14 protein-coding genes are annotated in these 17,475 nt (G+C 65.6%); 6 read left to right on the forward strand and 8 right to left on the reverse strand.

The window, feature by feature from the left end; genetic code table 11:
• Positions 1–9: 9 nt before the first annotated feature.
• The 3 genes from dhaL (IE101_RS14450) (at position 10) to IE101_RS14460 (ending at position 3,412) form a co-directional block, all read left to right on the forward strand.
• A complete protein-coding gene (gene dhaL / locus IE101_RS14450; RefSeq protein WP_189634559.1) occupies positions 10–645 on the forward strand; it encodes a dihydroxyacetone kinase subunit DhaL in 636 nt (211 codons plus the stop codon).
• Between the two features lie 62 nt (positions 646–707).
• On the forward strand, positions 708–1,358 hold the full coding sequence (dhaL, locus tag IE101_RS14455; RefSeq protein WP_189634638.1) for a dihydroxyacetone kinase subunit DhaL: 651 nt from the start codon (positions 708–710) through the stop codon (positions 1,356–1,358).
• Positions 1,358–3,412, forward strand: coding sequence for a bifunctional sugar-binding transcriptional regulator/dihydroxyacetone kinase subunit DhaK (locus tag IE101_RS14460; protein ID WP_189634560.1), 2,055 nt, complete (start codon positions 1,358–1,360; stop codon positions 3,410–3,412). The genes dhaL (IE101_RS14455) and IE101_RS14460 overlap by 1 nt, the downstream gene beginning before the upstream one ends.
• Here the strand turns inward: IE101_RS14460 and IE101_RS14465 are convergent.
• The 8 genes from IE101_RS14465 to arsC all read right to left on the reverse strand — a co-directional run bounded on the left by IE101_RS14465 (position 3,404) and on the right by arsC (position 13,217).
• On the reverse strand, positions 3,404–6,808 hold the full coding sequence (locus IE101_RS14465) for an AMP-binding protein (protein ID WP_189634561.1): 3,405 nt from the start codon (positions 6,806–6,808) through the stop codon (positions 3,404–3,406). The two genes, IE101_RS14460 and IE101_RS14465, sit on opposite strands and share 9 nt — an antisense overlap.
• A gap of 22 nt (positions 6,809–6,830) precedes the next feature.
• Positions 6,831–8,414, reverse strand: a complete 1,584-nt coding sequence (locus IE101_RS14470) for a thiamine pyrophosphate-binding protein (protein ID WP_189634562.1) — start codon at positions 8,412–8,414, stop codon at positions 6,831–6,833.
• A complete protein-coding gene (locus IE101_RS14475; protein WP_189634563.1) occupies positions 8,411–9,169 on the reverse strand; it encodes an SDR family NAD(P)-dependent oxidoreductase in 759 nt (252 codons plus the stop codon). Before IE101_RS14475 ends, IE101_RS14470 begins: the two co-directional genes overlap by 4 nt.
• Positions 9,170–9,299: 130 nt before the next feature.
• The gene (locus IE101_RS19790; protein WP_308429876.1) at positions 9,300–9,767 is read right to left on the reverse strand and encodes a DUF6525 family protein; all 468 of its coding nucleotides are present in this window, start codon (positions 9,765–9,767) and stop codon (positions 9,300–9,302) included.
• A complete protein-coding gene (locus IE101_RS14480; protein WP_189634564.1) occupies positions 9,676–10,878 on the reverse strand; it encodes a GTP-binding protein in 1,203 nt (400 codons plus the stop codon). The genes IE101_RS19790 and IE101_RS14480 overlap by 92 nt, the downstream gene beginning before the upstream one ends.
• A gap of 159 nt (positions 10,879–11,037) precedes the next feature.
• The gene (locus tag IE101_RS14485; protein WP_189634565.1) at positions 11,038–12,069 is read right to left on the reverse strand and encodes a fatty acid desaturase; all 1,032 of its coding nucleotides are present in this window, start codon (positions 12,067–12,069) and stop codon (positions 11,038–11,040) included.
• 259 nt (positions 12,070–12,328) lie between these two features.
• Positions 12,329–12,625, reverse strand: a complete 297-nt coding sequence (locus IE101_RS14490; RefSeq protein WP_189634566.1) for a PRC-barrel domain-containing protein — start codon at positions 12,623–12,625, stop codon at positions 12,329–12,331.
• Between the two features lie 163 nt (positions 12,626–12,788).
• On the reverse strand, positions 12,789–13,217 hold the full coding sequence (arsC, locus tag IE101_RS14495) for an arsenate reductase (glutaredoxin) (RefSeq protein WP_189634567.1): 429 nt from the start codon (positions 13,215–13,217) through the stop codon (positions 12,789–12,791).
• A 157-nt stretch (positions 13,218–13,374) separates the two neighbouring features.
• Here arsC and IE101_RS14500 point away from each other — a divergent pair, with 157 nt between their 5' ends.
• The 3 genes from IE101_RS14500 to IE101_RS14510 are packed head-to-tail and all read left to right on the forward strand — an operon-like array spanning position 13,375 to position 17,442.
• Positions 13,375–14,025, forward strand: a complete 651-nt coding sequence (locus IE101_RS14500) for an ABC transporter ATP-binding protein (protein ID WP_189634568.1) — start codon at positions 13,375–13,377, stop codon at positions 14,023–14,025.
• On the forward strand, positions 14,022–16,409 hold the full coding sequence (locus tag IE101_RS14505; RefSeq protein ID WP_189634569.1) for an FtsX-like permease family protein: 2,388 nt from the start codon (positions 14,022–14,024) through the stop codon (positions 16,407–16,409). The genes IE101_RS14500 and IE101_RS14505 overlap by 4 nt, the downstream gene beginning before the upstream one ends.
• Positions 16,399–17,442: a lipocalin-like domain-containing protein gene (locus IE101_RS14510; RefSeq protein ID WP_189634570.1), complete on the forward strand. Its 1,044-nt coding sequence runs from the start codon at positions 16,399–16,401 to the stop codon at positions 17,440–17,442. Before IE101_RS14505 ends, IE101_RS14510 begins: the two co-directional genes overlap by 11 nt.
• The last annotated feature ends 33 nt before the right edge of the window (positions 17,443–17,475 follow it).

Raw genomic sequence — 17,475 nt, forward strand, 5'->3', positions numbered from 1 at the left:
AGGGCGAAGATGACCGCAATCCAGACCGCAAATCAGGCCAGCATCGTCGAAGAGCTGGCCGAGGTGATCGTCGCCAACAAGGCCTATCTGTCTGAAATTGATGGCAAGATCGGCGACGGTGACCACGGCATCAATATGGCCAAGGGCTTTGGCCGCGCGGCGGAACGCATCCACGGCAAGGAGATGACGCTGGATGCTGCGCTGCTGGTGCTGTCGGATGTGCTGATGTCTGAAATCGGCGGGTCGATGGGGCCGCTGTATGGCCTGATGTTTGAAGACATGGCCGGGGCGCTGGCCGGGCGCGACACGCTGGATGCGGCGGCCTTTTCCGCCATGCTGAACGCGGGTCTGGAAGGCGTGCGCGGCGTCGGCTCGGCCGAGGTGGGCGACAAGACGCTGATGGACACGCTGGTCCCTGCAGTTGGCGCCTTTGACGCGGCGCAGGATCAGGGTTTTGCCGCCGCCCTTCAGGCCATGGTGGCGGCGGCAGAGGCAGGGCGCGACAGCACCCTCGATCTGGTCGCGCGGATCGGCCGTGCCAGCCGTCTGGGCGAACGGTCGCGCGGGGTGCTGGATGCGGGCGCGACCTCCTGCTGCCTGATCCTGACGACCCTTGCCGGGTCGATCCAGCGCCGCATGGCATGACCGCCCTGCACCCGCCCGCTTCGGCCCTTGCGTCGGGGCGGGCTTTGGGGCCAATTGATGGGATGACCGCATTGGACAGCCATCAGATCGTTGATCTTTTCCGCGTGATCGCCCGCCGCCTGGCCGAGGCGCGGGCCGAGCTTGGCGCGCTGGACGGCGCCATCGGCGATGCCGACCACGGCAATTCCATGGCCGATGGCTTTGCCGCCGTGGTGCGCGCCAGCGCCGAGGCCGCGACGCGCGGCAGCGATGTCGGCGATCTTTTCGTCGTGGCAGGCCGGTCGTTTCTGAATGCGGTGGGGGCCACCACAGGCCCGCTTTATGCCAGCGCCCTGTTGCGCGCGGGCCAAAGGTTCGCGGGGCAGAAGACACTGGCCATTGCGGATCTGCCCGACCTGCTGGCCGCCTTTGCCGCCGGAATCTCCGACCGCGGCAAGGCGCGCCCCGGTGACAAGACGATGATGGATGTCTGGGGCCCCGCCGCCCGCGCCGCCGAACAGCCCGGCCCGCCGCGCGACCGGATGGCGCGCGCCTTGCGCGCCGCCGAAGATGGGCGCGATGCGACGCGGACCATGGTCGCCTCGGTCGGGCGGGCCGCGCGTCTGGGCGAACGCAGCCTTGGCCATGTCGATCCCGGCGCCGCTTCGGCGGTGATCGTGATTGCCGCCCTGCAAGAGGGGCTGGCCCATCATCTCGCGCAGGATCGCCCCTGATGGCGCCGCGTCAACCCCACAAGACAGCCGACGCGGACACCCTAACCCCCATGCCGCTGCGCTATGGGGATGATCCGCTGCTTTGGGCGGCTTGGCTTTATTATGAAGAGGGCCTGACCCAAAGCGACATCGCCGAGAAGATGGGCCTGTCGCGCGCCTCGGTGAATGCCTATCTGGCCGATGCCCGCACCCGCGGGATCGTCAATATCGAAATCGCACCGGAAAAGTTCCGCGCCCTGTCAATTGCCCAGGCGCTGCGCGATCATTTCAACCTGCAAGACTGCCTCATCATCCCGACCGAGGGGGATGAACGTCCGCTGATCGCGCGCCTTGGCGCGGCGGGGGCGCAGGTGCTGCGCCGCTTTGTGAAATCGGGCGATACGCTGGCGGTAACCTGGGGGCGCACGGTGCTGGCCCTGGCCGAAGCGTTGGATCATCCGGGGTTGCAGGATGTGCGCGTGGTGCAGGCCACCGGCGGCACAACCGCGAAAATCCCCTGGACGCCCGAGGCCTGCGCTTCGCGTCTGGCCGATGCGCTGAAGGCGCGCAGCATCCCGATTTCTGCGCCGGCCATCGTCACCTCGGCCGAGATGCGTGCCATGCTGATGCAGGAACCCGTGCTGGCCGAACAGCTGGCCATTCTGGCGGAGGCCGACCGCATCGTCATGGGCATCTCCTCGCTGCGGCCGGAAAGCACCATCCACAGCAGCGGCTTTCTGGATGGCGGGGTGCAGCATGCGCATTATCAGGATGCTGTCGGCAGCATCGTGGGCCGCTTTATCGGCGCCCGCGGCGAACCCGTGATCGGCCCGATGCAGGAACGCACCATCGGGATCGAGCTGGAGGCCCTGCGCCGCATCCCCCAGCGCATCGCGGTGGCGGGGGGCGTGGACAAGGTTCCCGCCATTCTGGCCGCGCTGCGCGGGGGCTATGTCAATGTACTGGTGACCGATGTGGTCACCGGGCGGGGCATCCTGACCGCCGAAGGCTATCGTGACACTCCGCGCCGGTCGCCGCCTGCCGACCCAGCACCGCTGACCGCGCGCAGCCATGTGAAAAAGCTCATCAACGCCCCGCAGGATGCGGTGGATGAGGCGCTTCGCGGTGCGCTTCTGGCGCATGAGGATCTGATTGCCGCCCTGCCCGACAGCCCGCGCGCCATCCGCGCGCTGGACGGGCCACGCCCCGGCAAGGTGGGCCTCGTGATTGGCGGCGGCGCCGGGCATGAGCCGGGCTTCTGGGGCTATGTCGGGCGCGGTCTCGCCGATGCGGCAGCAGTGGGGAACCTCTTCGCCTCGCCGCCGCCGGGGCCGATTTTGGCCGCGACGCAGGCGGTGCAGGGGGGCGCCGGGGTTCTTTACATCTATGGGAACTTCTCTGGCGACGTGATGAATTTCGATATGGCCGCCGAGATTGCCAATGCCGAGGGCATTCCGGTGCGATCGGTGGTGACGACGGACGATATCGCCTCCTCGCCGATCGAATCCCGGGCCGCGCGGCGCGGGGTGGCGGGCAATGTGTTCATCTTCAAGATCGCGGGCGCCGCGGCAGATCGCATGATGCCGCTTGAGGCCTGCGAGGCCGTGGTGCGCCGCGCCAATGCCCGCACCTATACGATGGGCCTTGCGCTGGAACCCGGAAGCCTTCTGGAAACGCGCCGCCCCAGCTTTGATCTGGGCCCACATGACATGGAGCTGGGCGTAGGCGTGCATGGCGAACCCGGGGTGGTGCGCCAAAAGCTCGCCTCGGCCGATGAAAGCGCAGATCTGCTGCTGGACCGGATTCTGACAGAGATGGCCCCGCAAGAGGGCGACAGGGTCGCGGTTCTGGTCAATTCGCTGGGCAGCACCCCGGCGATGGAGCTTTACATCATCCTGCGGCGCGTACGCCAAAGGCTGAAGGCGCGCGGGATCATCGTCCACAAAAGCCTGGTCGGGCCGTATTACACCTCGCTCGACATGGCGGGGGTGTCGCTCAGCCTGCTGCATCTGGATGCGGAACTTGCGACCCTGCTGGATGCCCCCTGTCGGTCGGCGGCCCTGACCTTACCCTGACGCGGCGAGGATTTTCTTCACCAGTCCTGCCAGCAGGGGCACGATCTCGGCCGAGAAATACTGGCCGTGGCCGCAGGGCAGCGTATCGACACTATGGGCAGGGTACATCTTTTCCCAGTCCGCATGCGGATCACAACCCGGGCGCAGAAAAGGGTTGCGGTGGCTTGAGGCGCCGAAGATATGGGCCACCGGCACCGCAAGGGGGCCGTGGAAATCCGGGTCGACCGCCAAAAGGACGGGCACCTCACGGCCGCGGGCCAAAAGCCTGCGCGCGACGCCCTTGGCGATATCGGCCCCCTGACAATTCCCCGCAAGCCGGATGGCGCCCTCGGGCCAAAGGGTGTCGATCCGGTCGGCATAGGCATCAGCCAGGTCCTCGATCGCCCGGTCATAGCGGCTTGCCAGAAGGTTGCCCGAACGCAAGGCATGCAAGGACACCCCGGGCGCGCCCAGAATGTCCAATGCCCGCGCCAGGGCAACAGGTTCATGGATGCTCTGACAGATCCACAAGAGCGGGGGCGCATCCGTCTCGGGCCGGAAGGTATGGATCAGATCCCCCAGCGGGCTGCCATGTTCAGACCACGGGCGCACCATCTCGCGCTGCGCCGCAATGATCGGGGCGGGATCCTTGCGACCGGGTTTCTGATAGCCGAACCGCGCAGCCAGCACGGCGGTTTCCGGCGCGATCGCTGCATCTGCGGGCAGACCATGGCCAAGCCCTGCCCGGCCTGGATCAATGCCTTTGCCGCGCCAGAAACTCGGATCGCCCGCGCCGCGACGGCTGCCACGCAGCCCCGTCGACATCCGTTTTTCAGGCTGGTCATGAACATCGAGCATGGCGGGAACGAAGGGCCGCTTGGCAAATTTGCACAGGCGGGTAAGCCACTCGTCCGGGTCAATGACCAGATCTTCGAAATGGATCGTCAGAACCCGGCGGGGGTCAATGTTCTGAACAAACGCCGAAATATTGCAGTAGCTCTCGGTCCAGACGGCCTCGGCAAGGGCGCGCGGGTGATCTACCCTGCCCTGCATCCAGACCTGATCCAATCCCGCCGCGACATGGGACCGGATCGACTCGACCGGATTGCGGCGCAACACGACGTAAAGGGGTTTGCGAAACCGGGTCTCAAGCGCCCCGAGCGCCGAAGGCGACAGGGCGGTATGGGGCGATTTCTCGACGATCCGGCGATCTCCGACCGCATGCTGCAGGTGGTCATAGACCCGCTCTACCGACAGGCGCGCGGCGATGGCGCGGTCAATCCACGCGCGGGCGCTGCCCTCATCCTCGCCGGTCGCTGACATGATCGCCTGCACCAGACCATCCTGAAAGAACCGGAATTTCCCGGAATGGACGCGGGCCCAATCGTCCATCCGCTCATGTGTCAGCAGCCGCAGTTCGGGTGGCGAGAAAAATCCCGGATGCCCCGCAAGGGCCGTGCGCAACAGGGTGGACCCGGCACGCGGCGCACTGAGAATGATTAATGGGCTCGTGTCGCTGCGATCCTGGGTGCGGGGGGCGATCACCGGACCACGCACATCCATCATCTGTGCATCGCGGGCAGCGGCGGGTCGGGCTGCTGCCACCGCCAGGGGGAAAAGGCGGATCGTCATATCGGGAAAGCGTTCGCGGATCGCCAAAGCAAGGCCCGTGGCCGTCGGCGCATCAAAGAGAAGCGGCAGGTGAACCGTGACGCCCAGATGCTGTTCGATACGCAGCATGGTTTCGGTGGCATCAAGGCTTGTTCCACCAGCATCAAAGAAATTCTCAGCCGGGCCAAGGTCGGGGCGGCGCAGCATGCTGCGGAACAACTCCAGCATCCAAGCTTCGAAGGGGTCGAGGGCGACATCGTCGGGGCCACTGGAATGGGACAGCTTGGCCGCGAGGGTGGACGCAAGGTGGCGGCGATTGATCTTGCCGTTCGCGTCCAGAGGCAACTTCTCCATCAGGAAAATCTTTGCCGGCACCTTGGCGCGCGGCAGATGCCGTGCCGCTTCGGCACGAATATCCTCGGGTCGCAAGGGTGCGCCCTCATCCGGCACAACGGCCGCGGCGATGGTTTCGCCCAGAGTGTCATGCGGCAGACCAAAGCACAGACAGGCCTGAACGCCCGGAATACGGCGGATGGCGGCCTCGATCTCGGCCGGGGCGACCGTCTCGCCGCCCATGTTGATCCGGTCGCCGATCCGGCCAAGGACATGCAGGAAGCCATCGGCATCGATCCGCCCCATGTCCCCCGTCCGGAACCAACCGTCATGAAAGACAACGGATCCCGCCGCGTCGCCCACATAGCCTGGCATCACAGTCCGACCGCGGACCCGGATTTCACCGGCCCCGTCCGGGGCGCAGGGCTGATTATCCGGGCCAAAGACCGCAAGCTCATCGGCCACGGGTCGACCGACGGTGCCCTGCCGGGGGTCGCGCGCAGGCACACCCGCGATGATCAGCGCCTCTGACATGCCATAGGCTTCCAGCAGGGGGGCGCCGAAGGCCGTACTGATTTCGGCGCGCAGGCCATCATCCAGCGCGGCAGATCCACAACGCAGGAACCGCAGCCGGGGCTGGTGCAACGAGAGACCACCTTGCCGCGCACGACGCAGGACATCTGCGTAAATCGCAGGAGAGGTCGACACCCAAGTTGGCTGTGCCGCCCGATACCAATCGACAAAATCGGCAGCCGTATATTCCCCCGGCATGATGCTGCAGGCCGCCGCGACCCAAGGTAGATACACCCCCGACACCAACCCATGCACGTGGTTCAGCTGCATGACATTCAGCGTCGCTTCGCCCGGCGCAAGGTCAAGTCCCCGTGCAGCCCGAGAGGTGGCAAGGGCCACCGCCTGATGCCGCACCGGCACGATCTTGGGCAGGCCGGTCGAGCCGCTGGTCGTCAGGTAGAATGCCACATCCTCGGCTTCGGCATGGCGATGCCGCGGCGCAACCGGCCCGGCGCGGCCCTCAATTTCCCACGCCCATGGCCCGACAGACTGGGGCGTCAGCACGGCCGCTCCCGTGGCCGCAATTGCTTCGGCACAGTTGCCAAGGCCTTGGGCATCCGCAATTACCGCCCGAACATCCAGGGCCCGGAAGGCCATGGTGACGACGCCCGCCGACATTGACGGCGCGATGGGAAGGCAACGACAGCTGCCTGCCAAAGCCGTGATCCAGATCGCCGCATCGGCCCGGTTGGAGATCGAAATGGCCAACGCCTCACCCGCCGCGACCCCTGCGGCTGCAACCTGTCGGCGCAACCGCTCGGATAGCGCGTGCAACGCAGCAAAGGTCAGGTGCGGCCGGGACAGATCCCTGACTGCGGCACGTCCACCATGGTGATCAGCCATGCTTTCCAGCTGGTCCAGCGGCAGAAGCTGTTCGGCGGGGGCGAACTCGTCGGTCATGTCAGGTCTCATCCAGAATGCGTCAGGCAGCACCCGCAGCCAGAGGCGGCAGATGCACGTCGATCACGAAAGGGCCGGACCCGGAACAGGCATCTTGCAGCGCAGGACCAAGCGCATCGGTCCTGTCCACACGGCACCCCCGCGCGCCAAGAACGCGGGCAAAGGCAGACCAGTCCAGCCGGTCATCCTCACCAAAATGCCCCATCATCATCGGGTCGTCTGCCAGCCGCGCGAGGCTGGCAAAACCGGCATTGTTCGCCACAAGGTAGATCACCTGTGCCCCAAACCGGACCGCCGTCGCGATTTCCTGTGCCATTTGGCGCATGCAACCATCGCCGGTCACACAGAGGACAGGACGGCCCAGTGTCAACGCAGCCCCGATTGCCGCCGCGATGGCCCACCCCATCGGTGCATGTTCCGCACTTGAATGCACCATCCCGCCGTGGCCCCCCTCCCAAAGACGCGCCAGGCTGCGCCGATGCGTCCCCGCATCCACAAAGACCGGCACCGCTGCGGGCAGATGTTGCTGTGCCGCAGCAATGAAGGCTTCAAACGGGTATGCAGGGTCCGGGCCGGGACGGTGGCAGGCCCCCCGTGGCTGTGAAGATGTCGGATGGGTCTGTAGACGGTCGGCCAATCCATTAAGGGCGCTGTCAAGATCGGGGGTCAGCACCTCTGGGCCGATCCATCGGGGGTCCGCGGCCCCCGGAACGTCGAGGCGCGCAAGGGCCCCGGCCCTTGCCGCCCAATCCACCCCGTCGCGTTGCCCGGGTGCGCCCCCGATGAACAGGATCAGCCCGGCTTCTGCCACCACGCGGTCTGCCGCCGCCAGACCGCCAAGGCCGAAGTGACCCAGATAGTTCGGGGTGCGATCCGGCAAAAGCGCAGATGCCGCAACCGTGGCCACGATGGGGCCGTTCCACCCGTCCAAGAGGCGCAAAAACCCCGGCTTTTCACGCAGCAAGGCAGCGCGGGGTCCAAGCGCCAGGACCGGCACCTCGGCCTTGGCGTGAAGGGCCGCGATCAGGTCAAGGTCAGCATCCATATTCTGATCAAGGCGGAGGCAGAGGTCGCCACCGGGCAGGTCCGTGAAGCGTCTGGCCTGTAGGTCAGCGGGTACCATCAGATGGGCCGGAAGGCCGCGAGCCAGACGATCACGGGCTGCCCACCAGCCCGCGCCATCGGGATCATCCTTCAAGACCCGGCTGTCGCCGCAGGCAAGGGCCATCATCGCGCCATCGCGCGACCCCTCGGGGCCAGTGTCCTGAAACTGGGAAAAGGTCGAGGCCACGGACGATGGCGTGCCGGTCAGGTAGAGGACCGGGGTCCGCTCCAACCGGGCATTGATCGCAGAAGGCAGGGCCTGGGCCATCCCCGGCCCACCGCCTGCCAGGAAGACGGCCGGGCCACCCGTCACACGCGCTGCTCCTTCCGCCATGAACCCGGCGCCAATCTCGGAGACCGTGACGACCGCGCGGGGCATCTGGCGTGCCGACAGGGCGCGGCACAATCCTTCGACCTGGCCCGCCGGCACCGTAAAGACATGCCGCACGCCCAGATCCTGCAGCCGGTCCCATAACCAGTCCGACAGGGTTGCGCCCGTCATGCGCGAAAGCTTCCGCCATTCACGTCGAGGCAGGCGCCAGAGACATAGCCGCTCCCGTCTTGCGCGAAGAAGCACACCGCATCGGCCACCTCTTGCGGCGTGCCGAAACGGCCCACGGGGACATCTTGCAACAAGGTGCGTTGCTCTTCGGGACTGCGCGCATCCCATTTCTGACGGATCCGATCCGTCAGGATCACGCCGGGTGCGACCGTGTTGACGGTAATGCCAGAAGGCCCAAGTTCGCGGGAGAGTTGCCGCCCGAGACCGATCAACCCGGCCTTTGCAGCGGCATAATGGGGGCCGGACAGCCGGCCGGCATCGCGGCCCGCAATCGAAGCGATATTGATGATGCGGCCGAATCCGGCAGCTTTCATCATCGGGACTACGGCGCGGCACAGCGCAAAGGCCGCCTGCAGATTGACATCAACCACCCGCGCCAGATCGGCATCCTCCACATCCTCAAGCCGGTAGGCCTGACTGCCACCCCCTGCATTGTTGACAAGGATGTCGACCGTGCCAAAGCGGTCCGTCACCGCAGCAACCAGGGCCTTGCGGGCATCGGGATCGGTCACATCGCCGCCCAGACCAAGGGTCAGACCCGGCCAGCGATCTTCCAGCTGGCGCTGCGCGGCGACAAGACGGTCCGGGTTTCGCCCCAGAAAGCCTACCGCCACGCCGCGCTCCGCAAAAGCCTCGACACAGGCCAAGCCAATACCTGCCGTGCCCCCGGTCACAATCGCCGTCCGCCTCTGCATCCTTCACCCCGCCTGACCGATGGTCCCTCGACGACATCCATCGCGCCGCGATCCCGACGGCGAGCTAAACGCAACGGGGCCAGTATAGCAGGCTTCGAGACCCCGCAAGCGTCCGTTGACCGCGCGCAGGTCAGCTTTCCGCCTGCGCTGGCCCGTTCCGGTTATCCGTCGCTACGGGCGGGTGATCGGGCGCAGTGACCAACGCGCAGGAAGGATGCGCCCTGCCCCAGATACGAACTGCATCGCGGGCCAGCGTCTTGCGCGCCGATCTGTCAACCACGGCCAGCGCGGCCGCGGGATCGCCGCCGCTTTGCACAAGTGCGCGCGTCCAGATCTTGCGCACGGATCGCGGGCTCCATGGTAGGTCGGCGGCGGCCAGCCAGCGGCGCAAGGATGGTGGCAGGGAATCATAATCGGCCATCGGATTGGCGCGGACCCGTCCGCGGAGGGTAGTATTGAGGTTTCGCCGCATCATAAGGCAGCCCACCGGCACAGGAAGATGCGTCTCATGCGGCAGGCCTATCCCAGCGCGGGAAAGGATCGGGCAAGTCGCGCCAGGCGTCGGGCGTGAAATCTGCCTCGAGCACCAGAGCGGCATCCAGGTCTGCGCGAATGCCGTCCTGATCGAGACCGGCACCGATGAACACCAGCTCTTGCCGCCGATCACCCCAAAGGTCGGTCCATTTTTCCATCACCTGCTGGAGACTTTCAGGATCTCGCGGCCAGCGATCGCGCGGAACCGAGGCCCACCACCGCCCCAATGGTGCGACCGTCGACATAGAACCCGCAAGGCTGAACTCGGCCACCCATTCCGGGCGCGAGGCCAGCCAGAAATGCCCCTTGGCCCGGATCACGCCGGGCAAATCGCCATTCAGCACGGCGTGCAGACGCATCGGATCAAAGGGCTTGCGGGCGCGATAGACGAAAGAGGTGATGCCATATTCCTCCGTCTCCGGGGTGTCGCTGGCAAAGCCGTAAAGCTCTTTCGCCCAGAGCGGGTGTTCCTGCGCGCGCTCGAAATCGAACAGGCCGGTGTCGAAAATCGCAGCGGTATCGACACGGCTCTGATCGGTTTCGATCAGCCGGGCCGCGGGGTTCAGCGCCCGGATGATCTTACGTGCGATCTCGCTGCGGGCGGGGCCTGCATCGGTTATCTTGTTCAGGATCACCACATTGGCAAATTCGATCTGGTCGGTCAGCAGGTTGACCAGCGTCCGACCGTCCTCTTGGCCGAGGGTTTCGCCACGGTCAGCCAGAAAATCGTGGCTGCTGAAATCGGCCGACAGATTCACCGCGTCAACCACGGTTACCATGGTGTCAAGCCGCGCCACATCCGACAGGCTTTCATCTGCCGCATCCCGAAAGTCAAAGGTCGCAGCCACGGGAAGCGGTTCAGCAATTCCGGTCGATTCGATCAGCAGGTAATCAAAGCGACCTTCGGCAGCCAGACGGCGCACCTCGGACAAAAGATCCTCGCGCAGGGTGCAGCAGATGCAGCCGTTGGTCATTTCCACCAGCTTTTCCTCGGCGCGGGACAGCGCCGCCCCCTCGCGGACCAGATCGGCGTCGATATTCACCTCGGACATGTCATTCACGATGACCGCCACGCGGCGGCCATCACGGTTGTTCAGGACGTGGTTCAGCAGCGTGGTCTTGCCGGCCCCCAGAAAGCCGGACAGGACCGTGACGGGAAGGCGGGTGTCGGTCATGGCTTCGATTCGTTATGTGATAATATATCACTCTTAGCCCGAAATGACCCAGCTGACAATCCGGGGAAACACTGCCCAAGGCAGACCATGACACGCGCATGTCACAGGCCCCGAACCGACAAGTCCGGGGCCTGCAACAGACGTTCGACGCTGGCGCCCTCAGGCCCAGTTGTAACGCTGCTTTGCCTCTTTGATCGAAATCAGCTTGCCCTGCACCTCGTCCCAGAGATGCAGCCCGACGGTGCGCAGGCTGTCACGGATCGTCAGGCGCTGGATGCTGGCCAATTCCGCATGATGGCGGATGACCTCGGGCAGGCGGTAGAACGGGATGCGGCTATAGAGGTGATGGACATGATGGATGCCGATATTGCCCGACAGCCAGCGCAAGGGTTGCGGCAGCACATAATGCGAGCTGCCCTCAAGCGCCGCATTGTGCAGATCCCAGTCAGCGCCCTTGGACCAATGCGTTTCCTCAAACTGGTGCTGCACATAGAATAGCCAAACCCCGATGGTTGCGGCGACCACCGATGACGGGAAAAACACCAGCAGCACCGGCCAGATACCGCCGAACCAGACGATCAGCCCCAGCGCGAGCAGGATCACCGCATTGGTGCCCATGGCCGAAGCCCAATAGCGCCAGCCCTGATTCATCAGCCCAAGGGGCAAACGGTTCTGCAGCAGGAACAGATAGCTCGGCCCCACGACGAACAGCACAAGCGGATGCCGGTACAGCCGGTAGAGGAAGCGCCCGAATGTGCTGCGGGCCCGATATTCTTCGACCGTCAGGGTCGTCACATCCCCGATGCCGCGATGATCCAGATCGCCATGATGGGCATGGTGAATGGCATGGGTGCGACGCCAGACAGCATAGGGTGTGAGGGTCAGAACGCCCAGAATGCGCCCGATCCAGTCCTGTGCCCTGCGGTTACGCAGGAATGACCCATGCCCACAATCATGCTGGATAATGAAGATCCGGACCAGAAAGCCCCCGTTCAACGCCCCTAATGCCAAAGCAAGCCACGGGCTGATCCCAATGGCCGCCCAGGCAAGCGCCCAAAGCGCCAGAAACGGCAGCAGCGTCGCGGCCAGTTCGAACAGGCTGCGCGCGGTCGAGGGATCACGGTAACGGGCTAGGACGGAAAGCCATTGGCGCGCCGTACGGGTGACGGCAGGGTCGGTCAGGTCGGTCATCTCGGCTTACAAACTTGGGCCGGAGCACCGGCACGGTGGCAACGAACGGGTGGCGATGGCCATCCGCCTCCATAGCGGCGGGTAACGCGTCGCGCCAAAGTTTGCAACGGTTCAGACGTGCTTGCGATGCCATAAATTGCCGCGCCCCTGCGCCACACCCCCTGTCGGGGCGGAAAGAAGGCCCTGGAGGCGGAAGACCGGACCCCAGGGCATCATGCGACCCACGGCTTTGGGCGCAGCGGCGTCAGGCGCGCCGTGATCAATCGTGGTGTTCGGGCAGCGCTTCGAGCTGGTCTTTCGTCCAGGACGTGACCCCATGCACCTTGCCATCCTCATCGCGCATCAGGTTCAGCTGGTCGATGCTGACAAGGACAGGTTTGGCGCCGATCCCCAGAATGCCGCCAACATCGATCACCACATCGGTGATCGCCCCGGACCCATGCACATGCGACACGGTCCCAATCTTTTCATCCCCTGCCCCATAGATCGGCGCATCGGCAATGATGTCGGCGGTCAGCTCTTGCCGGGTCAGCGGGGTGTGCTTGCTGTGATCCATCAGTCATCCTCCGGTTTGGAACGGCGGGCCAGAATAGGCCGCCTTAACCGGGTGAAACCGCAAGCCTGCCGCGATGTTCCCGGGCCGCCATCGGCAGACCGGCAGTACCCAAGCGATGACGCCGGCTTATGGCTGGACATGGCATCACACTGCCTGTGGTCCCTCAGACGACGCGGTTGCCCTCTGCATCGATCAACAAAGTGCCGTCTTCACTCGCCCAAGGCCCCGGCGGCAGCTGGTCCAGCAGGTCAAGCACCGCCTCTGGCGGACGGCACAGGCGCACCCCCCGCGGGGAGCAGACGATCGGGCGATGAACAAGAACCGGGTGAGCGACCATCGCGTCCAGCAGCTGATCTTCGGTGACATCGGGCGCCGTCAGGCCCAGTTCCACAGCCGGGCTTCTGACCCTGCGCAATGCTTCATGCGCCGTCAGCCCTGCGGCTGCAAAGAGGGCCTGCAACTGCGGACGCGTCCAGCCGGTCGCCAGATAATCAATCACGACGGGTTCATATCCGGCGGCACGGATGATGGACATAACCTTCCGCGATGTTCCGCAGGCGGGATTGTGGTGGAGAACGATCGGGAAGGTCATGGAAATGCTCCATAAAACGGCGATTTTGGCATAACGGGCCATACCCCTTTCAGCGTAGCACAGCCGCGGGGGCAACTGAACAGGCGCCAGCCGCCGACTGTTGCGCGTCCCTTGCCGCCGGGCGATTTTGGCATAGATGCGGGAAAAAGGGCGGGCTATGCTGCTACATCTGCAAGACGTGACAAAGATCTATCCCTCGGCCGAGCTGCCGGTCCTGCGGGGTGTCACGCTGGATGTGGCGGCGGGCGAAATGCTGGCGCTGACCGGGGAATCCGGATCGGGCAAAAGTACGCTTCTGCATCTGATCGGCGGATTGGACAGTGCGAGCAGCGGGACCGTTGCGGTGAACGGGGTCGATCTGACACCGCTGGACGATGCCGGGCGGGCCGCGGTTCGGCGCGGCACGGTGGGGGTGATCTTTCAACAGTTCAACCTGATCCCTTCGCTGACGGTGGCGGGGAATATCGCCTTTCAGGCGCGGCTCGCCGGGTGCCATGATGCGGGGTTTGCCCATGACCTTGCGCTGCGGCTGGGGCTTGTGGACCATCTGACGCGCTATCCCGAACAACTTTCGGGCGGGCAACAGCAGCGGGTGGCGATTGCCCGCACGCTTGCTGCGCGACCGAAGCTTGTGCTGGCGGATGAGCCGACAGGCAATCTGGACGAGGCGACGGCAGACGCGGTTTTTGCCCTAATGTGCGAACTGGTGCGGGACAGCGGGGCCGCGCTGGTTCTTGTCACCCATTCCGGGCGTCTTGCTGCGCGGCTGGACCGCAGGCTGCATCTGAGCGGAGGGCTCTTGTCGTGACGGCGGCGCTGCTTTCGGCGCTTCTGAGCCATTGGTGGCGGAACCCGGTACAACTTTTCACGCTGTTGGCAGGGCTGTCTTTGGGCACCGCGCTCTGGACTGGGGTGCAAGCCATCAACGCCGAGGCGCGCGCCAGCTATGATGACGCCGCGCGCACCCTGGATGAGGGGCAGCTGGCGCAGCTTGCGACGGCCTCGGGCGCGCCGATTTCGGAACAGACTTATGTCGCCCTGCGCCGTGCCGGATGGCTTGTGTCGCCGGTGATCGAGGGGCGCCTGGGAAGCGTGCGGATCATCGGGATCGACCCGCTGACCCTGCCGCGCGATACCGGCGCCGCCCGCATGATGACCGGCGCCGACCTGAGCGGCTTTCTGATCCCACCGGGGCAAATTCTGGCGCAGGCCGAGACATTGAACCGCCTGCCCGACACGGATGCCGCGCGGATCGCCACGCCGGGCGCCGCGCCAGGCGTGGCGATCACCGATATCGGCGTCGCGCAACTGCTGTTGAACCGCGTGGGGCAGATCGACCGGCTGATGGTCACACCGGAGCAGCCGCTTGGGCAGCGCCCCTTGGCCGATGTTGCGCCCGATCTGTTGCTGACAGCCGCGCAAGGCAGCACGGATGTGGCCCGGCTGACCGACAGCTTTCACCTGAACCTGACGGCCTTCGGCCTGCTGTCCTTTGTGGTGGGCCTGTTCATCGTGCACGGGGCCATCGGCTTGGCCTTTGAACAGCGCCGCCCCATGCTCCGCAGTCTGCGGGCCCTGGGAGCCCCCCTGAACCGGCTGATCGCGCTGATGGTGCTGGAGTTGGCAGGCCTGGCGCTTATCGCCGGGGGTGTGGGGATCGCGCTCGGCTATGCCATGGCGGCGGCACTGCTGCCGGATGTGGCAGCAACGCTGCGCGGCCTTTACGGGGCCGAGGTGGCCGGGCAGCTTGTCCTGCGCCCCGTCTGGGTGATCTCGGGCCTTGCCATGGCGCTTGGCGGAACCGCGGCGGCAGCGGCCGGGTCGCTATGGTCGCTGGCGCGGATGCCACTTCTGGCCAGCGCTCTGCCGCAGGCCTGGGGCGCGGCACGCACAGGACGGGCGCAGGTGACATTCGCCTTGGTCTTGCTCGGTCTGGCGGGCGCGCTGACCCAGTGGGGCCAAGGGTTGCTTGCGGGGTTCGTTTTGCTGGGCGCCTTGCTGATCGGCGGGGCACTGTTGCTGCCACCCATCCTGCGCGCCGTCCTGCACTGGGCCGAGGCGCGGGCGCGGGGGCCGCTGGCGCAGTGGTTCTGGGCCGATACGCGCCAGCAGCTGCCGGGGCTGTCTTTGGCGCTGATGGCGCTGCTGCTGGCCATGGCGGCGAATGTGGGGGTTTCGACAATGGTGTCCTCCTTCCGGCTGACCTTCGTGGCCTTTCTGGATCAGCGTCTTGCATCCGAGCTTTATGTCACCACGGCCAACCCGGCTGAGGCGGACAGGGTCTTGAACAGCCTTGAGGGCACGGTCGATGCGGTGTTGCCGCTTTTGTCCATGCGCCAGAGCGTGGCCGGACAGCCGGTGGAGCTTTATGGCGCAAGGGACCATGCGACCTATCGCGACAATTGGCATCTGTTGCAGGCCGTGCCCGACGCGTGGGATGCGCTGGCGCGGGGCGAAGGTGTCCTGATCAACGAACAGCTCTTTCGCCGCGCCGGCTTGGGGCTGGGTGCGCCCGTGCCGCTGGCCCAAGGCGGGGCGCTGCCGGTGCTGGGCATCTACGGCGATTACGGTAACCCGATCGGCCAGATCGTTCTGACGGAAGCGGAATTTCGCGCGCGGTACCCCGAGGTGACAGCCCTGCGTTTCGGTCTGCGGCTTGATCCCGGGCGCGTCCCCGATCTGCGGGCGAAGCTGCAAGCAGATGCCGGGCTGCCCGCCTCCGGTATCGTCGATCAGGCGGCGATCAAGGCCCTGTCACTGGACGTTTTTGAACGGACTTTTCTCGTCACCAGTGCGCTGAACATGCTGACCCTGGCGGTGGCGGGGTTTGCGATCCTGATGGGTCTTCTGACCCTGGCCGCGATGCGCCTGCCACAGATGGCCCCGGTCTGGGCCCTGGGGGTCACGCGCCGCCACCTTGCGCTGCTGGATCTGGGGCGCGCGCTTCTGCTTGCTGCACTGACAGGCGTGCTGGCGCTGCCGCTCGGGCTGGCGCTGGCTTGGGCGCTTCTGGCGATTGTCAATGTCGAAGCTTTTGGATGGCGTCTGCCCATGTCACTGTTCTGGATGGATTATCTGCGGCTGGGGGTTTTCGCGCTGCTCGCAGCGGCCGTCGCGGCGGCCTGGCCCGCATGGCGCCTGTCCCGGATGAAGCCCGCGCGCTTGCTTGGGGTCTTTCGCCATGAGCGTTAGGATCTGGCTGCTCCTTATGCTTCTGGCTGCCCCCCTGACCGGGCTGGCACAGGGCTTTGCCGGGCTTGGATCGCGGGCCGAGGGCTTTGCCCTGCCCAGCCCCGACCGTGTGCTGCAATTCCCGGCAGATCACGGCGCCCATCCCGCGTTCCGAATCGAATGGTGGTATCTGACAGCGAACATGACGGGGCCGGACGGCACGCCCTATGGTCTGCAATGGACACTCTTCCGCTCGGCACTGGCGCCAGAGGATGGCCAGGGTTGGGGGGCGCCGCAGCTTTGGATGGGGCATGCCGCCGTCACCACCCCGACCGCCCATCATGTGACAGAGCGGCTGGCCCGCGGCGGCATCGGGCAGGCCGGGGTCACAGCAGCACCCTTTGCCGCCTGGATCGACGACTGGTCGCTGACCGGTCCAGATTTTGACCACCTGAGGCTGACCGCCTCTGGCCCCGATTTCGCCTATGACGTGAACCTTCAGGCGCGGGGCCCGTTGGTCCTGCACGGTCAGAACGGCTATTCCGTGAAATCCGCGCAGGGGCAGGCAAGCCACTATTACTCCCAGCCGGCCTTTGCCCTGTCTGGCACGCTGCGCCTGGCCGAAGGGGAGGTCAAGGTGACAGGCTCGGCCTGGCTTGACCGGGAATGGTCGTCCCAGCCGCTCGCGCAGGATCAGACCGGCTGGGACTGGTTCTCGCTGTCCTTTGACAGTGGCGACAAGCTGATGGGTTTCGTGCTGCGCGGCGCGGATGACTATACTTCGGCCACTTGGATCGGCGCCGATGGCACGGTCACATCTTTCAAGGACGGCGCGTTCGAGGCCCGCCCGCTGACATGGCACAACGTTGCAGGCAGGTCCGTTCCGGTGGGCTGGCAGGTGCGGCTGCCCATTCGCGGTGTCGATGTCACTTTGCGCGCGGTGAATCCCGATGCCTGGATGGCAACCTCCGTCCCCTATTGGGAGGGGCCGGTGACACTCACGGGCAGCCATGATGGCGTAGGCTATCTGGAGATGACGGGCTATGGCGAATAGGCGCCGCCCGCCCGGCAGCTGAAAAACACTGGA

The sequence above is a fragment of the Gemmobacter lanyuensis genome, assembly GCF_014652355.1.
GTDB classification, from domain to species: domain Bacteria; phylum Pseudomonadota; class Alphaproteobacteria; order Rhodobacterales; family Rhodobacteraceae; genus Gemmobacter; species Gemmobacter lanyuensis.